The organism is Trichocoleus sp. Lan (assembly GCF_039961855.1).
Classification (GTDB): Bacteria; Cyanobacteriota; Cyanobacteriia; order Cyanobacteriales; family FACHB-T130; genus FACHB-T130.
This window is the reverse complement of sequence record NZ_JAMPKA010000003.1, coordinates 71865-89014: the sequence shown is the minus strand read 5'-3', so window position 1 is coordinate 89014 and position 17150 is coordinate 71865. Positions and strand designations below refer to the sequence as shown.

Annotated in this window: 10 protein-coding genes and 1 tRNA gene; 3 read left to right on the top strand and 8 right to left on the bottom strand. The window is 47.0% G+C overall.

Going from position 1 to position 17150, the window contains the following annotated elements:
* Positions 1-69: 69 nt before the first annotated feature.
* The 4 genes from gltX to NDA03_RS03395 form a co-directional block, all read right to left on the bottom strand.
* On the bottom strand, positions 70-1509 hold the full coding sequence (gltX, locus tag NDA03_RS03410; protein ID WP_348237301.1) for a glutamate--tRNA ligase: 1440 nt from the start codon (positions 1507-1509) through the stop codon (positions 70-72).
* A gap of 114 nt (positions 1510-1623) precedes the next feature.
* Positions 1624-1697: transfer RNA gene (locus NDA03_RS03405), tRNA-Asp, on the bottom strand.
* Positions 1698-1874: 177 nt separating this feature from the next.
* Positions 1875-3092, bottom strand: coding sequence for an esterase-like activity of phytase family protein (locus NDA03_RS03400; RefSeq protein WP_348237300.1), 1218 nt, complete (start codon positions 3090-3092; stop codon positions 1875-1877).
* A gap of 115 nt (positions 3093-3207) precedes the next feature.
* Positions 3208-4734: a TM0106 family RecB-like putative nuclease gene (locus NDA03_RS03395; RefSeq protein WP_348237299.1), complete on the bottom strand. Its 1527-nt coding sequence runs from the start codon at positions 4732-4734 to the stop codon at positions 3208-3210.
* 192 nt (positions 4735-4926) lie between these two features.
* Between NDA03_RS03395 and NDA03_RS03390 the strand changes: the two genes are divergently transcribed.
* Positions 4927-8787, top strand: a complete 3861-nt coding sequence (locus NDA03_RS03390; protein WP_348237298.1) for a tetratricopeptide repeat protein — start codon at positions 4927-4929, stop codon at positions 8785-8787.
* Positions 8788-9452: 665 nt separating this feature from the next.
* Positions 9453-10091, top strand: coding sequence for a PEP-CTERM sorting domain-containing protein (locus NDA03_RS03385; protein WP_348237297.1), 639 nt, complete (start codon positions 9453-9455; stop codon positions 10089-10091).
* A gap of 503 nt (positions 10092-10594) precedes the next feature.
* On the opposite strand, the gene NDA03_RS03380 is transcribed toward NDA03_RS03385, so the two are convergent.
* The gene (locus tag NDA03_RS03380; protein WP_348237296.1) at positions 10595-12382 is read right to left on the bottom strand and encodes an ATP-binding protein; all 1788 of its coding nucleotides are present in this window, start codon (positions 12380-12382) and stop codon (positions 10595-10597) included.
* 443 nt (positions 12383-12825) lie between these two features.
* Here NDA03_RS03380 and NDA03_RS03375 point away from each other — a divergent pair, with 443 nt between their 5' ends.
* A complete protein-coding gene (locus NDA03_RS03375; RefSeq protein ID WP_348237295.1) occupies positions 12826-13380 on the top strand; it encodes an SIMPL domain-containing protein in 555 nt (184 codons plus the stop codon).
* Between the two features lie 8 nt (positions 13381-13388).
* Here the strand turns inward: NDA03_RS03375 and NDA03_RS03370 are convergent, their stop codons facing one another.
* The 3 genes from NDA03_RS03370 to metK form a co-directional block, all read right to left on the bottom strand.
* Complete coding sequence (locus tag NDA03_RS03370; protein WP_190427609.1) at positions 13389-13772, bottom strand: YkvA family protein; 384 nt, start codon at positions 13770-13772, stop codon at positions 13389-13391.
* A 50-nt stretch (positions 13773-13822) separates the two neighbouring features.
* Positions 13823-15421, bottom strand: coding sequence for a glycosyltransferase family 39 protein (locus NDA03_RS03365; RefSeq protein ID WP_348237294.1), 1599 nt, complete (start codon positions 15419-15421; stop codon positions 13823-13825).
* Between the two features lie 181 nt (positions 15422-15602).
* Entirely contained in the window at positions 15603-16859 is a 1257-nt protein-coding gene (gene metK, locus NDA03_RS03360) for a methionine adenosyltransferase (protein ID WP_190411289.1), read from the bottom strand.
* Positions 16860-17150 lie beyond the last annotated feature (291 nt).

Below are 17150 nucleotides of genomic sequence, written 5' to 3'. Positions count from 1 at the left end.
AGAAGCCAAAAGCCTTCTCAGGCTGAGCTTGAGAAGGCTTGCAAAAGAAAAAGAAAGAAGATTTTCAGTTTACTTTTCTAGGGCTTGCTGTAAACGTAGCTTGTCCAGACCCCGCTGATTCAGGATCAACCAAGATTGAATCAAATCAGGACCATGCAAATCGCCGGTTAGAGCTGCGCGGAAACTTCGCATCACTAATCCTTTCTTCAGATTCCTCTCCTTGGTCAGCTGTTTGATGATGTCTTGGGCACCCTCTGCTGTCAAGGTTTGATGATTTTCTAGGGCGTCCAAAATCGCCTGCAAAGCGGTTTCGGTGCCGTCCTGCTGCAACTGAGTCAGTCCCTCTTCGCTGTAGGCTACGGTTTGGCTAAAGAATATCCGACTCATCTCGACTGCATCCTGCAAGCGCGTCAGGCTGGCACTCAGCAGGCTGGTTAACTGTTCTAACCAAGGGCGATCGCTTATCGGGTCAAATTCGTATCCAGCCGCCTGCCAGTAGGGAATCAGCTGATTTAATAGCTCATCTACCGGCATTTTGTGCAAATACTGACTGTTGAGCCAATTCAGCTTATCCCAGTCAAACTTTGCCCCTGCCTTATTGACTCTCTCAAAGCCGAACTGTTGAGCTGCTTCTGGCAGAGTAAAGATTTCCTTGGTGGAATCTGGGGGCGTCCATCCCAACAATGTCATGTAATTCGCCAAGGCTTCAGGCGTGTAGCCCATTTGCTGGAAGTCGGAAATGGAAGTGACGCCATCCCGCTTCGAGAGCTTTTTGCCTTCCTTGTTCAAAATCAATGGCGTATGGGCAAATTCCGGGATCGCGCTTCCTAGTGCCTCATAGAGCAAAATTTGCTTAGCGGTGTTGGCAATATGGTCTTCTCCCCGGATGACATGGGTGATCCGCATATCAATGTCATCCACCACCACTGCCAAATTGTACAGCGGCTGACCCACTGAATCGTCTGAGGCACGAGCAATCACCATATCGCCGCCGAGGTCGCTGGCTTTCCAGCTAACTTTGCCTCTTACCAGATCGTTCCAGGAAATCTCCCGGTCATCATCAATTTTGAAGCGAAGCACCGGACGACGCCCTTCGGCTTCAAAAGCCGCTTGTTGTTCTGGCGTCAAGTTCCGGTGGCGGTTGTCATAACGGGGAGCTTCTTTTCTTGCTGCTTGCGCTGTCCGCAATTCATCTAGTTCGGCTTCGCTGGTGTAGCAGCGATAAGCATAGCCCTGATCTACGAGAGTTTGAATAGCTTTGCGGTACAGGTCGAGGCGCTTGGATTGAAAAAATGGCCCCTCATCCCAGGTCATGCCCATCCATTTCAGACCATCAAGGATGTTTTGAGTATATTCGGGGCGCGATCGCGCTTCATCGGTGTCTTCAATTCGCAGGATGAACTCGCCGCCATGATGGCGAGCAAACAGCCAGTTAAATACAGCGGTTCTCGCGGTCCCAATATGTAAGTTCCCAGTAGGACTTGGTGCAATCCGAACTCTAACGGTCACAGCAGATTCTCTCAAAAGGTTTCTATATTTGTTGTAGCTGCTAGTTGTAGCTGCTAATAATTGTAGGGGCAGGTTTCAACACCTAACCCCTACTAGCTTTTCTACTACTTTTTACGGGACTGACGGGGCTCGAACCCGCAACTTCCGCCGTGACAGGGCGGTGCTCTAACCAATTGAACTACAGTCCCTTGTTTTCCGAGCCATTAACGATTATGTCGAGTCTCGTTGGATTTGTCAACCCCTTTTTTTCATTCCCTTTCGAATGGTGGGGTAGACAGGGCTTTTTTGGTCTCGTGCCAAGGCGCAAAGACGCTAAAACGTTGCTTCATTTGGCGTCTTTGCATCTTAGCGCGATATTGTCCGGATTAACTATGAATGTGGCGCTTGACTTTAATGCTCACAAGTGCTGCAAATACCAAGCCTGCGAGTGCCGAAGGTTCCGGGACAGAACGATGCGCCGCTGATTTGGTGCCAATGCCAAAAGCGAGTACCTGGGTAAACTGAATCGGGCTAAAGTTGTTATCGCTAACTACAATCAGCGACTTTCGCCCATCCGCCAAATCAGGGCCAAAAGTCAAACCTTCAATATTATCGAGCGTCACACCTAACTTCTCAAAATCAAGCAGCAGTTTTTTCTGAGCTGGGTTGATAGTGTTGAGGTTGATTGCACTGAGGCTGTTAATACTGCTAATATCGGTTGCCTTTTCTAAAGACACCTCAAACAGCTTGATTGTGTTCCCCACTCCAGTAGAAAAAGACCGTTCTAAGCTAAGAAACGTATCTTCATTCACTGCTAACAAATCTACTAAACCATTGGTCTTGAAACTATTAACAGGATTGGGTGCTGCGGCAACTGGATCGGTAACGTATAAAAATTCCTGTTCCGGCTTCCCAGTTACGAGGTTATATTTTAAGATTCGCGAAGGACTTGCCACCTTGATGTCAGCGACAGCACCATCCTGAACCAAGGCATTTTCTGTAGCTGTAAACAAATACTTTTGGTCAGGGGTAAGCGTCAAGCTTTCAAAGGCTAAATTATTGCGAATTCCGCTATCTTTAGCCGCTGTTGGTAAAAACTTCTGAGGAATTGGCAGGGTTTGAAGTTGCTGACCTGCCGAAGAAAATTCATTGACGAAAGGATTAATTAATTGGTTCGCATCTCCTTCCGAAGAGATAAATAGACTTCCCTTGCTAGTTAAGGCAATGCCTTCTGGGTCGAGACTTAAAGGAGCAAAAGGTTGATTGTTTATATTCAACAAGGTCGTTACATCTACAGGCGTCACCCCACCCTGCTTTAAAGAACCCTGAGAAATATCAATTTTGAGGGTATAAAACCGAGCTGGTGCCTTTTCACTTCGGTCATCAGAAATACTGTAATAAACGTCTTTACTGGCATCGTAAGTAATTCCTGATAGCCCTCCCAATTCAGTTCCCTGAAATGAAAAACCAGTCGGAAAAGTGGATTGTCCTAAGTAATCGACGCCGGTTATTTTGAATGCCTGAGCGGGATGTGCTGTCAGAAGTGCAGCGGTTAATCCACCAAGAAAACAGAAGGATGTAAAAAATTTATCGATTTTGCTCATGATTGCCAGTGTTAAATTCAGCCATTTACACCAGCACCGTATCATCATAAAAATAAGAAATTTTTAAGAAAAGGTTATCAGAGAGTTGAGTTGGAAAATTTTGGTATAAAAACTGTCACTCCCGTGCATCCAAATGAGACGCATCCTGCATAAAGTCTACCAGCCAGTCTTTAAGGTGACGGGTAGCGCGGCAATCGTCCTCGTTGTAGCGCAGAATGGCGTCGAGGAAAGTGCGATCGCGTGTTTTTAACCATTGATCGTACCAATAGATACACACTTGTCCATTCGCCCCCGCATCGCGCCACTCAAAACCCAACCAATGCGCGATCGCTTTTAAAGCATAACTTTCGACGGGCAGTGTCACGATCCCTGTTACCCAGTCATGGATATCTACAAAGCGCGATAGCACCGGACGTAGCCTCTCCGGCGGGGTGTTGTAGCATTTAGCCAGTCGCTTCATCGTCAGGATTTCGTAGTCGCAGAAATGAAAAATAGGAGCGAGAGGATAAGTCCAAACCAAATCTAAAAATTGCTGCCAAACGAACTCTTCGTCGCTAGCTTGTTCTGCTAAGAAAGGATAGAACGTTTCTGTATTAGCTTGACGATCAACCACTAAAACTCCCAGCAGATAATCCAGTTCTAGCGATGGTTCTGCCTCAATATCAAAGTAAAGTTCGATGGGTGAGAGGTGCGAAGATGGATTGTTCATCACCCATTCTGCGGTTTGAGTGGTTTTTGCGATCGCAAAGGGTTTCTCCAGAAGCATCGCCCGATTCTCCACTACTGATTGCGCTTGCTGTACTAGCTGTTGCGCTACCTCCTCTCCCAAAGCTGGCTCCAAAAAAGCCGGACTGACACTCGCCAAAGACTCCCGACTCGTCAGTTCAAGCGTCTGCAAATGCTGATAGCGACTTGGTGTTACACCCGGAATCAAAGAGAGATGTTGCTGTTCTTGCGCGATCGCATAGCAGTGATTTAACCAAGGGCAAAGATTGCACCGCTGACGGGTAATGAACACCTCTGGCTCTTGCCGAGACAGGAGCATTTCGATACACTCCTCTACAAGTGCCTGCATCATCGGCACCCATTTACTCAAATTGACTGCATAAGCCTTTTTTTCCCGTAATCGCAGCCAAACCGTATCCGGCAAAACCCCCTGAACAGACGCCAGTAGATGGGCGTGAAAAGCTGCAACCGTTTGATATTCCAGCTTAGGACGCCGACCTAAATGAATGTCACTGGGAACGTAAATCCAATTGCCAAAGTTTGATTGTCCGGGTTGTTTAATCAAAAAATCGGGACAACTCACGAGAGTTACTGTCTTCGGAAGGTGTAAGAAGGATTCATCCTCCATCCTTACTTCTTCCTCCTTCAGAAGCACGCCTCGGTAAATTAGCTCAACGCCTTCTTGCATCAAAGCAATCGTGGCATTCGCACCGGCGTGCCAATCTCCCCAAGCGTAATTGGGTTTGTGATAAGTCTGTCCCGCCAGAATGGTTTGCTGGAGAGCATACCGATCCTGTTGCAATTTGGCGCGAAAATCACTTTGAAAATCCTGCTGGGTAGGATCTCCATATAAATCGAGAAAAGACCGGCGACTACAACGTTGGTAGTGCCGCAACATATTAACAGTTAGCAGCATGACTTCAAGCTAACAGAGAATGAGTGAGCTTTCGCGATCGCTCTTATCGCACTTAGGCTAAATGGTGCTAGACAGACGAAGCCTGACGAGAGCGGACTTGTAGAGATACGATTTATCGCATCTCCTACGTGTAGATTTTGACAGCGCACCATCGGTTAGAGTAGTGGCGATTTTGAGCGTGAGGGTGTAGGCATGGCTAAGCGCAGCAAACGGCAGTTGATTGGGTGGCGATCGCTCTTATTGTTACTTCCTATATCGTTTTCAGCTTCTATCTATCGTAGTTTGGCGTTATTTGTAACTGTTCTATTGTTGTCATCAGTGAGGGCACAGGCAACCAGCGTTTCAATCGCCCAACAGCCAGCAACTTCCTCGCCAAATACAACGACTACCGATCGGCAACAAGCCTATACACGGGCACAGCAACTATTTGAGCAAGCAGGGCAACTACGGCAGCAAGGAACAGCAGAATCTCAGCAACAGGCACTTGCCAAATACGAAGAAGCTTTGAAACTTTGGCAGGAATTAGCTGTTAACGAAGCTCCGACCTATGCAGCTCGTGGTTTTGAAGCTTCGACTCTTCTTGCCATCGGCACGATCTACTATATTCAGAGCGAACCTCGCAAGGCACTGGACTATTTCGAGCGAGGATTAGCCATCAGGCGCGAGTTAAAAAACAGTCTTCAAGAAGCGATCGCTCGCGCCTCTACCGATAATGCTGGCTCCAACTCGGACGACCAACAAAAACTGCTCGACTCGTATAAGCAAGCACTTGTAGCCACCAACGTTGGGGAAGCTGCCCTGCTCGATTCTCTCGGCAATGTCTACTACAGCTTGGGCAAAATGCAAGAAGCGCTCAAACATCACAATCAAGCCCTGTCGCTGTTTCAAGCTGAGAAACAACCCTCTCGTGAAGCTATTACGCTGAACAACATTGGTGATGTCTACTTTAAACTAGGCGAAACTCAATCAAGCCTCGGCTTTTACAATCGAGCGCTGGTAATCCAACGTGCCGAGAAGGATACTGCCGCACAAGTCCAAACACTTCAGAATATCGGTCTGAGCTACATCAACTTGGGCGAATCGCAACAGGCGCTTGAATCTTATGAACAAGCACTAAAAATCCAACAAGAAAGGAAGGATTTGGCTGGGCAAGCGGATATCCTCAGCCAAATTGGCTTGCTCAACTACTCATTGGGCGAGCATCAGAAGGCGCTGAACTCCTATAACCAAGCGCTGGAACTCCAACAAGCAGCACAGGAAAATCTATCTGGAACAGGTTTAACCTTCAACCTTTCTCAGCAAGCTGGGATTCTCTCAGGTATCGCTAGCACCTACGCCTCATCAGGATTTAGCGATTATTCCAAAGCGCTGGACTTTTATAACCAAGCGCGATCACTTTTGCAAAAGGCGGGAAACCGATTTGGGGAAGCGACAGTCCTCAGCTCAGTCAGCTATGTCTACAACCAATTAGGGGAAATGCACAAAGCCCTCGATGCATTAAATCAAGCGCTCGTGCTGTGGCGTGACATTCCCGCTCCCGCTAGGGAAGCTTTTACCCTCCGTAACATTGCTGATATCCATAATTCAATGGGTGAGCCGCAGCAGGCGCTCGACTTATACAACCAAGCCTTAGATATCCAGCGTCGGGTGGAGGATCTCACTCAAGAAGCCGTCACCCTTAATAGCATTGCTGGAGTCTACCAGGCGTTAGGGGATTATCAGCTGAGTATCGATACAAACACCAAAGCACTAGAGATATTTAAAAGCATTGGTGATCGCACCAGACAAGCTTCAACCCTTGACGACATTGGCTTTGTCTACCAAGAAGCGAAAGTTTATGAGAAGTCGCTTGACTATCACAACCAAGCGCTAACTCTGGCAAGAGAAAATAACGATTTTTCGCGCCAATCCAGGATACTCGCCTCTATAGTTAGAGCCTACGAGTTATTAAAGGATTATCCCAAGGCGCTTGATGCTACTAAACAATTACTTTCACTGTCGCACCAACAGAAGGACAGCTTTTGGGAAGCCATGTCCTTCGTTATGAGCGGCAGGGTGTATTTGGCATCGGGAGATTATCCCAAAGCACTGGAAGCCACGCAAAAGGCAGTGACTGGGCACCGGAAGGTGGGGACTCGCCTAGCAGAAGCCAACGCCTTGCGGAACCTGGGCAAGGTTTACAATGCGTTGAAGCAGTACGAAAAAGCGCTTTCAACCTATGATCGGGAACTAGCACTACGGCGGTTGATGGGCGATCGCACGGAGGAAGCATATACGCTCTATGAGGTTGCGATTACACAACGCGACAAGGGGAATCTCAACGAAGCCCGTACCCAAATCGAAGCAGCCATCGAAATCGTTGAGGACATCCGTACCAGAGTCACCAGCCCAGAACTGCGTACTTCCTACTTTGCCTCCGTGCAGAATTACTACCAGTTCTACATCGACGTGCTGATGCAACTGCACAAAAAAGAGCCTTCTATTGGGTATGATGCTCTGGCACTGCACGCCTCGGAACGCGCCCGCGCCCGGAGTCTTTTGGAACTCCTAACAGAGGTTAACGCTAATATTCGGCAAGGAGTTGAGCCAAAACTGCTAGAACAAGAGCGCACCTTGCAGCAAAAACTTGATGCTGTTGAAAAACGCCGAGTTGAGTTATACAGTGGCAACCCCGCCAAAGAACAGGTAGAGAAAATTGAACGAGAACGAGAAAACCTCTTAGAAGAGTATCGGCAAGCTCAAGCTGACATCCGCGCTAAAAGCCCTAGCTATGCCGCCCTCACTCAGCCAAAACCCCTCACCTTAGCAGAGATTCAGCAGCAGGTTCTGGATGACGATACCCTGCTTTTGGAATACTCGCTAGGCGAAGAACGCAGCTATCTATGGGCAGTCACCAAGACTGGCATCACCAGCTGCGAACTCCCTAAACGCGCCGAAATTGAGTTAGCGGCGCGAGGTTTCTATGAACTTTTGAATACCCCTGGCTATCGCTTGGAAACCCGAAAGCCGACTGATAAACGGGGAGGCATTGCGGTTGAACTCGCTCCCGCTAGCACCGAAGTCGTAACCAAACTCAGCCAGATGCTCTTGGGGCAAGTGGCTGGGAAACTAGATAAGAAACGATTACTCATTGTCAGCGAGGGTGCATTGCAGTATGTCCCCTTTGCCGCGCTACCAGTACCAACGCAGCCAAGCACAGAAAACAAAGCCAATCCTTCCACCTCACCCACTCCACTGTTAGTCAATTACGAAATCGTCAATCTGCCCTCAGCCTCCACGCTAGCCGTGTTAAGACACGAACAAGCTGGGCGCAAACCTGCTGCTAAGGCTGTGGCGGTGCTAGCCGATCCCGTCTTTGGCAGTGACGATGAGCGAGTCAATAAAGCAAAAGGGCAGACAGAGAAGCAGGGGAGTATCGGAGAAAACCTTGCACTCAGTGCTTTAGCAAGATCCGCTAGAGAATCGGATGTCACTTTTAAGCGTCTACCCTTTACCCGGCAAGAAGCGGAGGAGATTCTATCCCTGGTACCAGCCGCAGAACGCAGGCAAGCCTTCGATTTTGCTGCCAATCGCGCTTCTGCAACTAATCCAGAACTCAGCCAGTACCGAATCGTGCATTTTGCCACTCATGGCATCCTTAATAGCGTGCATCCAGAATTATCAGGGGTGGTGCTGTCTCTGCTAGATGAAAAAGGGGAATCGCAGAATGGTTTCTTGCGACTGCACGATGTTTTCAATCTCAACTTGCCAGCTGAACTGGTGGTACTGAGTGCTTGCGAAACGGGATTAGGTGAAGAAGTCAAAGGCGAAGGATTAGTAGGCTTGACACGCGGCTTTATGTATGCGGGTGTGCCGCGAGTGGTAGTGAGTTTGTGGAGTGTTAGCGATCGCGCAACATCCGAGTTAATGACCAAATTTTACAAAGGAATGCTGGAAAAAAATCTACAGCCAGCAGCGGCATTGAGAGCAGCACAGATAGAAATGTGGCAAAAAACGGAATGGAAAGCACCCTATTACTGGGCAGCTTTCGTGCTGCAAGGCGAGTGGAAATAACAACCGAACTGTATCGCTTCTAGCTCCCTCAGGAGTTACACAGTTGGCTTAAGAATGAAACGAGGAGCCGCCAAGTAGTGACGAACAGCATCTCGCACAATCCTGCGTTGCAATCAGGAAGTTAATGTAATCGGGTTGGTTGACTTTCGCTGGCTTCATTCCTAAGTAGTTCTACCTCACCTCCCCTTGTTTCTCAACTGCGTAACTACTGAATCTTTATGAAGCTGGAATAAAGCTCAACTCTCCACTGATTTCAGGATAACTTATAAGTTTTAATTATGAATTAAATGAATTTACGTATTTATACTTAGGCAAGCTTTAGAAAAATTGTCCATCTATGATTTATTTTTTTCATCAAGTCTCCCATTTTTACTAACTTTCATGGCTAGACAAGCCGCTGGTAGGTCACTCTAATAAAATTACATTTAATAAGTCTTTACATATATAAGCTGTTTATATATGCATACTTTTTATTTTTTCAGTAAAGTCTACGTGGAATTACTAGAAATTCACAGAGGAGAATAGTAGGCTTCCTTTTACGGCTGAGTTGTATTCAATACCTGGCTAGGGCACCTTTAATTGCAACTTAGTACGCAAGGAATTCTAACTGCTGGGTCTGTCTACATTCTCGGCTTCAACTTAATTCTGCATGAGAGGAACACTTTATGAGTTTAATGAGAAAATTTACAGGAATTGTCGGGGGAGCAGCGTTGCTCACAATGGGTATAAATTCAGCTCCCTCTGAAGCTGCTCTGTTGGACTTTTCTTTAAGAAGTTTTAGAAAAGAAATTTCTTTTACTTTAGATACCTCGGTGACAGATCAGGATTCTTCTCCAACCGCTGGTTTCTTCCCAAACGCGATATCAGACCTTAAAATAGACGGTTCGCCAGTTCCATATTCTGATACGGCAAATGTGAATACTAGAGCGACTACTTCTGCGGGGTTTGGCGGTGGAATTGGGCCAGGAGAGTTTTCTAGTTTGAGCTTCTTTTTCAGAGGTTTTGATTTAAATTTACCGGATCCAGTCCCCATTCCTACCTCTTATTTCTTTGTTCTCTGGTTTGATAATTTTTCTTTAGTCAATCAACTCTCTAGTGACCCCAACGACTATGCATTACGCATTGGTTACGGAAGAGAAGATACTATTGGCTCTCTCCGTACAGATATTCCTCCAGAACTGCTAACTGTGACGCTTCGTCAAGCTCCATCTCCCAATCCTGTTCCGGAACCCAGTGCGATGGCAGGTCTTTGTGTCTTAGGCCTGAGCTTCTTATTAAAGAAGACTGCTCAAAAATCTTATTAAAGAAGACTGCTCAAAAAGCTTAAACAGGGCTTACGCAGCAGCAATTTAAACTGAGGAGATCAGCTTCACCAAACTCGACTACTGCCAATATCTACTGAGCAGTCCTGTCAACAACACGGTCACGAAATTGGTCGATCATCTTGAGGGTATTAGGCTCGCTCGTATCAATCGCTATCTGTGTGGCGAGAAGTTGACGCTTCGAAAGTTGTGGGACACCGTGGAACCCCTTCTACAACCGTCCGAGAATGCCTAAGTGCTATAAAATGATACGGGACACCGTGGAACCCCTTCTACAACCGTCCGAGAATGCCTAAGTGCTATTAAATGATACGGTTCTAGACAAGCGTTATTCAGACTCGATTGAACTAGTCAGGCGACAATACTGGTCAGGCGGCAATACAGTGGGAATGAGCATCGCGTGATTCGGGGCATTGGCTTGACGCCGCTGTCTGTACGTCAATGGTGAAACTGGACTGAAATGTCCCTTGCGTAAGCCCTGTCCTTTACAAACTCAAGGGGAGGCGAACCGTGAAACTAGATCCCATCCCTTCCTGACTTTCTACAGTAATATCACCCCCCATCATCTGGCAGAAGTGACGGCTAATCGCCAACCCCAGTCCAGTACCGCCATACTTTTTCGTCGTCGAGGCATCTCCTTGCATAAAGGCTTGAAACAATTGCTGTTGTTGTTCATCCGAGATACCTATCCCAGTATCGGCGACCCGAAAAAGGATGAAGGACGTTTTTAAGGATGAAGGATTTAGGGTCAAGGATGAGTCAGAGTTGCGGGTTTTTAGACTTGCTGCTGATAGTTGACTCTGAGCGATCGCGCTTTCATCTTTCTGCACCGTCAGCGTCACTTTACCTTGCTCGGTAAACTTGGCAGCATTGGAGAGCAAATTAAACAATACCTGCCTCACCTTAATCTGGTCAGCGTACATGGTGCCCAGATTCTCGTCACAATGAACGTCTAAGACATTTCCATTCTTCTCTACTAACGGTTTTACTGTTATGACAACGCTAATAATCAACATTTTGATATCAAACGTTTCCGGGTAGAGAGTCATTTTCCCGGCTTCAATTTTCGACAAGTCGAGGATGTCATTAATCAGTGCCAGAAGATGTTTGCCAGCAGAGTTAATGGATTGAAGATCGCTAATAAAATCTTCATCGCTTAAGCCGAGATCCTGGGCATCTTCTTCGAGAAGTTTGCTCAAGTTAATGATGGCATTCAAGGGTGTACGCAGCTCGTGGCTCATATTCGCCAGAAACTGACTTTTGGAGGTACTAGAAGCTTCAGCTAATTCTTTCGCTTGTTGCAATTCTTTGGTTCGCTCGGATACCCGTTCGATGAGATGATTCAGAGAAGTGGCTAATGACCCAATTTCATCGCCAGTGGTGACAGGGGCACGCAGATCAAAATTAGATTCCCGTGCTACCTGCTGAGCCACTTGAGTAACCGTGACGACTGGCTGTGCGATCGCGCGACTGGTACGCAGCGCCATCGTCCCTGCGATCGCAACCGAAACAAGCATACTCAAGATAATAATGATTTTCTCCAGTCCTTGAGCATTCTCCATCACTTCTCTCCCTTGCTGCTCCTGCTTTTGAGCCATGTCAAGGAGGTTGCTCAATTGTGCATTGAAGCGCTCTAAAGTCATCGCTGACTCCCCACGGATCGCGATGAGTAGTTGCCGTCGCGCTGACTCAACCGCCTTTGGCTGCAATTGCAATTGGTCAATTGGTTGCAAGCTAGACTCAGTTTGCTGAACGTAGGAGTCCAAAGTAGTCGTGTAAGCCTGCAATAATTCCTGTATTGTGTCGGGGGTTGCTGCTAACCAGGCAGGGTTGCTCTTGATGAAGCGTTCAATTTCCAACCTCAACTTCTTAGCTTTGCTAACACAGTCGAAAAATTGCGCTTTTTCCAATTGCAGCTGTTGTGAATCCTCTAGTACAGCAGCTAAATGCGAACCATGTAATTGCACCTCGATGACCGCATCCTTAAAATTTCCGAGCAGTTGTGCTTGTACGTGGGCATCATTGAGTTGTTTGACGCCTTGCCCTTGGTAATAGTCTGCGATTACTAACCCAGCTAGCGAACCGAAAAAGCCAATCGCAATTGCTAGGAAATAGCCGTAGCCAATCTTTTGGTGGATGCGCCAAGAACCGGCTTTCGGTTTCCAAGGTAAGAGAGATTTTAGCGAGTGGCGGTCGGTCGAGAGCGGCTGAGTCGCTAAAACTTTTTGGCTCTCTGTGGTGTCGTCAGCAGCGGTTGGCTCTTGAGGTTGCATCAGCACAAATTCCTTGCCTTGCTGCTAAAAATGACCAAATCAGCCCTATTAGATCGAGTCGAGTCTCGCTCGACCCTTAGCTCCACTTCTTTTATAACAGCACCACCGCTGAGCCAATGTGATTTGTATGGTGTTTTAAACAAGATCGAGGAAAGGGTTAAGTTTCCAAAAATGTAACCTAAAGCACTACTCGAAAGCTACAGTGCCAGATTAGGAACACGAGATTATTTGTTGTTCTAATTTGTGTTCCAAAATATGAATCGCTTTCTCCCGTGTAGTGCTAAGCCGAATTTCTGGAATCGTGAAAAATTGTTTCTCTAGCGCTGGGTATCCTCAGCCTGAGTGCCTGCCAATCTGCCCCGACGCTAGAGAAACTACCCAGAAGCCTGACTGTCTCCGGAAAAGGAGATGTCAGCATTCCGACAACGATCGCGCAAGCGCGTTTGGGTGTGGAAGTTCAGGGGAAAACTTCTCAGGAAGTTCAGCAGCAAGTCGCCCAACGCTCTTCTGCGGTAGTGAAACTGCTGAAATCCCGTCAGGTGGAAGAACTAAAAACGACTGGGATTACTCTCGCTCCTAACTATAGTTTCAAAGACGGTAAGCAAACCCTCAATGGATATATCGGCACCAACATTGTAAGTTTTCGGACTGGTCATGAAAAAGCCGGGACGCTGTTAGATGATGCCATCAAAGCCGGTGCAACACGAATTGATGGCGTTAATCTTGTTGCTGCGGATGAAGCGATCGCGCAGGCTCAACAGGAAGCGATTAAGGAAGCCTCCGAAGACGCCCAGAAGCAAGCAGCAGCGGCTTTGGGGGCACTCGCTCTCAATCAGCGAGAAATTGTCAGCATTCAAATCAATGGAGTCAATCCACCACAGCCAGTCATCGCCTCCGAGCAGGCTTTATTATCCCCTCGAAATCAGGCTGCTGACACGCCGGTTGTGGGTGGCGAACAGAAGATTATTTCATCCGTTACCTTGCAAATTCGCTATTAAAGAGCGGCTTAACGTTTCAGGATGCGTCCAATCCAAATTACACCTAAAATCCCTAACCCAAACCAGATAGCCACGATAATAAAGGCAGCAATCCAATTCTTAGGTTTATCTTCAGCGATCGCGCTTGTTGCTCTTTCCCGACAATCCGCCATCACGGCTGGGGGAATCATCTTCAGTACCAGCCAAATTCCCAGCGGCACAAGAATCAAATCGTCTAGATAACCAATGACTGGGATAAAATCTGGAATGAGATCGATCGGACTAAAGGCATAGGCGACGATCAACCCAGCCAATATCCTTGCATACCAAGGAACTCTGGGATCTTTACAAGCCAAGTAAATTGCGTAGGTTTCTTTTTTCAACCGATGGAGTTGTTGTTTCCATCCCTGCATTTGCGTTGACCTGAATGAACGTTAAACGCTAATGAAGCTGTAGCGATCGCTTACTGCAATACTTGAATAAGTTGCCACTCTCGGACTTTCCCGATCGCTCGGTAAGGCGAGGATAAATTGGCGAGTTGTTCTGATCTAATCCAAGCGTAGCTAGACGGTTGCAGCTCTGAAACTTGTTTAACCTGTTTCGCCAAATCGGGAGTGTAAAAGCATAGTAGCACTCCAGTTTTTCCCGTTCCTCTGATCCAATTCACTGGATGAGTTTGTAACACAGTGGCAATTTCCGGCTGCTGCATTAATGCCTTGATCTCAGGGTTGTAATCTCCGATTAAACCCGTGCTTCCCGCTACGGCTAAAGCAAACCAAGGTCCTACCAACCAAGCTGCTAACCAATAACGAGCCGTTAAAAACTTCTTGCCAAAGTAATAACGACCTATCCACACCACTGGTAACATTAGCCAACCCAACCCCAAACCAAGAGCGATCGCTCCATACTTTTGTATTTGTGCATCCCCTTTCACGCCAGGAATCGGAAAACTACCGTACAACGCCACACCTGCTAACACTAATAAGCAAGCTAACCCCCCAAAGGCATAACTGAGATTTTGCGGAAGCCATTTTCGCGGCGATTTGTTCTCATAAATCCTGGCAAGCCAATCCAAAGCAAGTCCTGCCAATAAAGCCACAAAAGGATAAAGAGCCAAAGCATAATGGGGCAAACGAGTCGAGAAAAAACTGATTTCTACAAACAGAATCAGCGGAAGACCCACTAATATTAGCTTCTGTCGAGGAAGTAGATTTCGTAAACAAATGCCTATACCTAACAAACTGAAAAAAGGCCAGGGAAACGCTTTGGCTGGAATATTCCAGAAATAGTAAGGCCAAGTATTTCCATCACTTTCATCTGAGCTAAGCCTGAAAATAAACTGGAACAATTCCTGAAAAGTATCTTTGTCATAGTGCAGCCAACCATTCAAAAGCCAGACAATTGTTGGAATGAAGCCAACTACAAAGCCTAAATAGAGCATGGGATTTGTGAGATGTCGGTGACGACGATGCTCCCAAATTAGGTAAGGTAACAGCGCGATCGCTGGCAAAAAAATCATATAGCTTCTGATTAAGAAGCCCAGGCCTAAACTTATACCAGCGACAAAGCTCCAAAAACCTTGATATTTTGGATGTCGTTCAGCTTTTAATAAAGACCAAATACCCAAAAGTGCCATGCAAACCATCGGCACATCTGGAACGGCTAATCGACTATATTGAAACCAAAAAAACTCAACACTTAGAATTGCCGCTGCTAACCATGCAGCTCGTTTACTTAACAGAATTGTCCCAATTTCATAGACCAATATCACGCTAATGATGCCAGCAATGATGCTCGGTATTCGCGCAGTTGCCTCACTAATGCCGAACAGCGAGAATGAACTGGCAATCAACCAATAGGCACCGGGAGTTTTACCATAATTAGCGATAGAGGGCTTTAACCAGTTGCTAGACTCCACTATTAATTTAGCTCGCCAAGAGTAAAGTCCCTCATCATGCGCCATTAGGCTTTGCTGTTCGTGACTGAATAGCAATAAAGGGACTGACCAAAGTAACAAGGTCAAATAGGGTAATAATGCCTGTAGGCGAGAGATTTTAAGCATTTGACTTCTCATTAAGCAGTCATTTTATTTAGTTGAAAATTAGCCTAGAAGATTTTAAGTTTTTTTTATCTAAACTTTTTTGTTGACCCTCACAAAAAAGCCGAGAGGAAACTGCTTTTTTCAAAGCAAGCATCTCTTCGGCTTTAAGCTTCGAGGTATTCAGGTACTTGAAGTACAAGGGTTAAGCAGTCGCTTCACACTCGGTCATTGCTTCCCGCAGGAGTGCTGCTTTGTCAGTTTGTTCCCAAGGCAAATCTAAATCCGTCCGTCCAAAGTGACCATAAGCAGCGACATCTTGGTAGAAACGACCGCCGCGATCGCTGGGTAGGTGACGTAATTTGAATTCTTGGAGAATCCCCGCTGGGCGCAATTCAAAGTTCTGTTTCACCAGTTCCAGTAAGCGCTCATCGTCTACTTTGCCGGTACCGAAGGTTTCTACCAAAATACTGACGGGTCGAGCAACGCCAATTGCATAGCTCAACTGGACTTCGCATTTTTCTGCCAAGCCAGCCGCCACAATGTTTTTAGCCACATAGCGACAAGCGTAAGCCGCACTGCGGTCTACTTTTGTCGGGTCTTTTCCGGAGAAGGCACCGCCACCATGACGGGAGTAGCCGCCATAGGTATCAACAATAATTTTCCGCCCAGTCAGACCAGAGTCGCCTTGAGGTCCCCCGATGACGAATTTGCCAGTGGGGTTGACTAGAAAGCGGGTTTCTTCGTCCGGCTGAATCGCCATATCCGCAAAAACGGGTTGTACAACCGCCGCCCACAAATCTTCTTTAATCTTGGCTTGGACTGCGGATTGCTCGCTAATTTCACCAATGTTGGCGGTGTGCTGGGTGGAAATCAGGATGGTGTCAATCCCAACGGGTTTCCCACCTTCATAGGCAACCGTTACTTGAGTTTTGCCGTCTGGACGCAGGTAAGGCAATTGTCCAGTTTTCCGAACTGCTGCAAGGCGGCGAGAAATTCGGTGTGACAAACTGATCGGCAAGGGCATCAGTTCCGGTGTCTCGTTGCAGGCGAAGCCAAACATGATGCCTTGATCGCCAGCGCCAATGGCGTCTAATTGGTCGTCGCTGGCTTCTTCGCGGGTTTCCTGCGCGGTGGTAACACCTTGGGCAATATCTGGGGATTGTTCATCCAAGGCAACCAAGACTGAGCAGCTGTTGGCAGAGAAGCCATTATCGGCATCGGTGTAGCCGATCTCTGCAATTTTTTTCCGGGCTAAGTTAACGAAATTTACTTGAGCTTTGGTGGTAATTTCACCTGTGATTAGCACTAAGCCGGTGTTGACGACGACTTCTGCGGCGACGCGGCTGCTGGGGTCTTGTGTCAGTAGCGCATCTAGAATGGTGTCAGAAATCTGATCGCAGATTTTATCGGGATGACCTTCAGTAACAGATTCAGACGTAAATAGGTAGCGACGAGACAAGGGCAATTCCTCCTGGGATGATGGCTCTTGCTAGGGCAGTGATTTGAGTTAAGTTAAGCTATTTTAACCTGCGATCCTAAAAACATTGAGACGCGATCGCTATTATGGTCAATTTATTTGATAAAGCTTTGATGAAGCGAATCGGCTGCCCTAGTATTTGGCGTTACAGTGGGAAGACATCGGGATTCGCTTTGTAGCGGGAATTTTTCGATGATTTTTATCAGAATAGTCGCTCTTGGTGGACACGAAAGCGATCGCGCTCATGCCAATTACAAATAAATCGGTGACGCT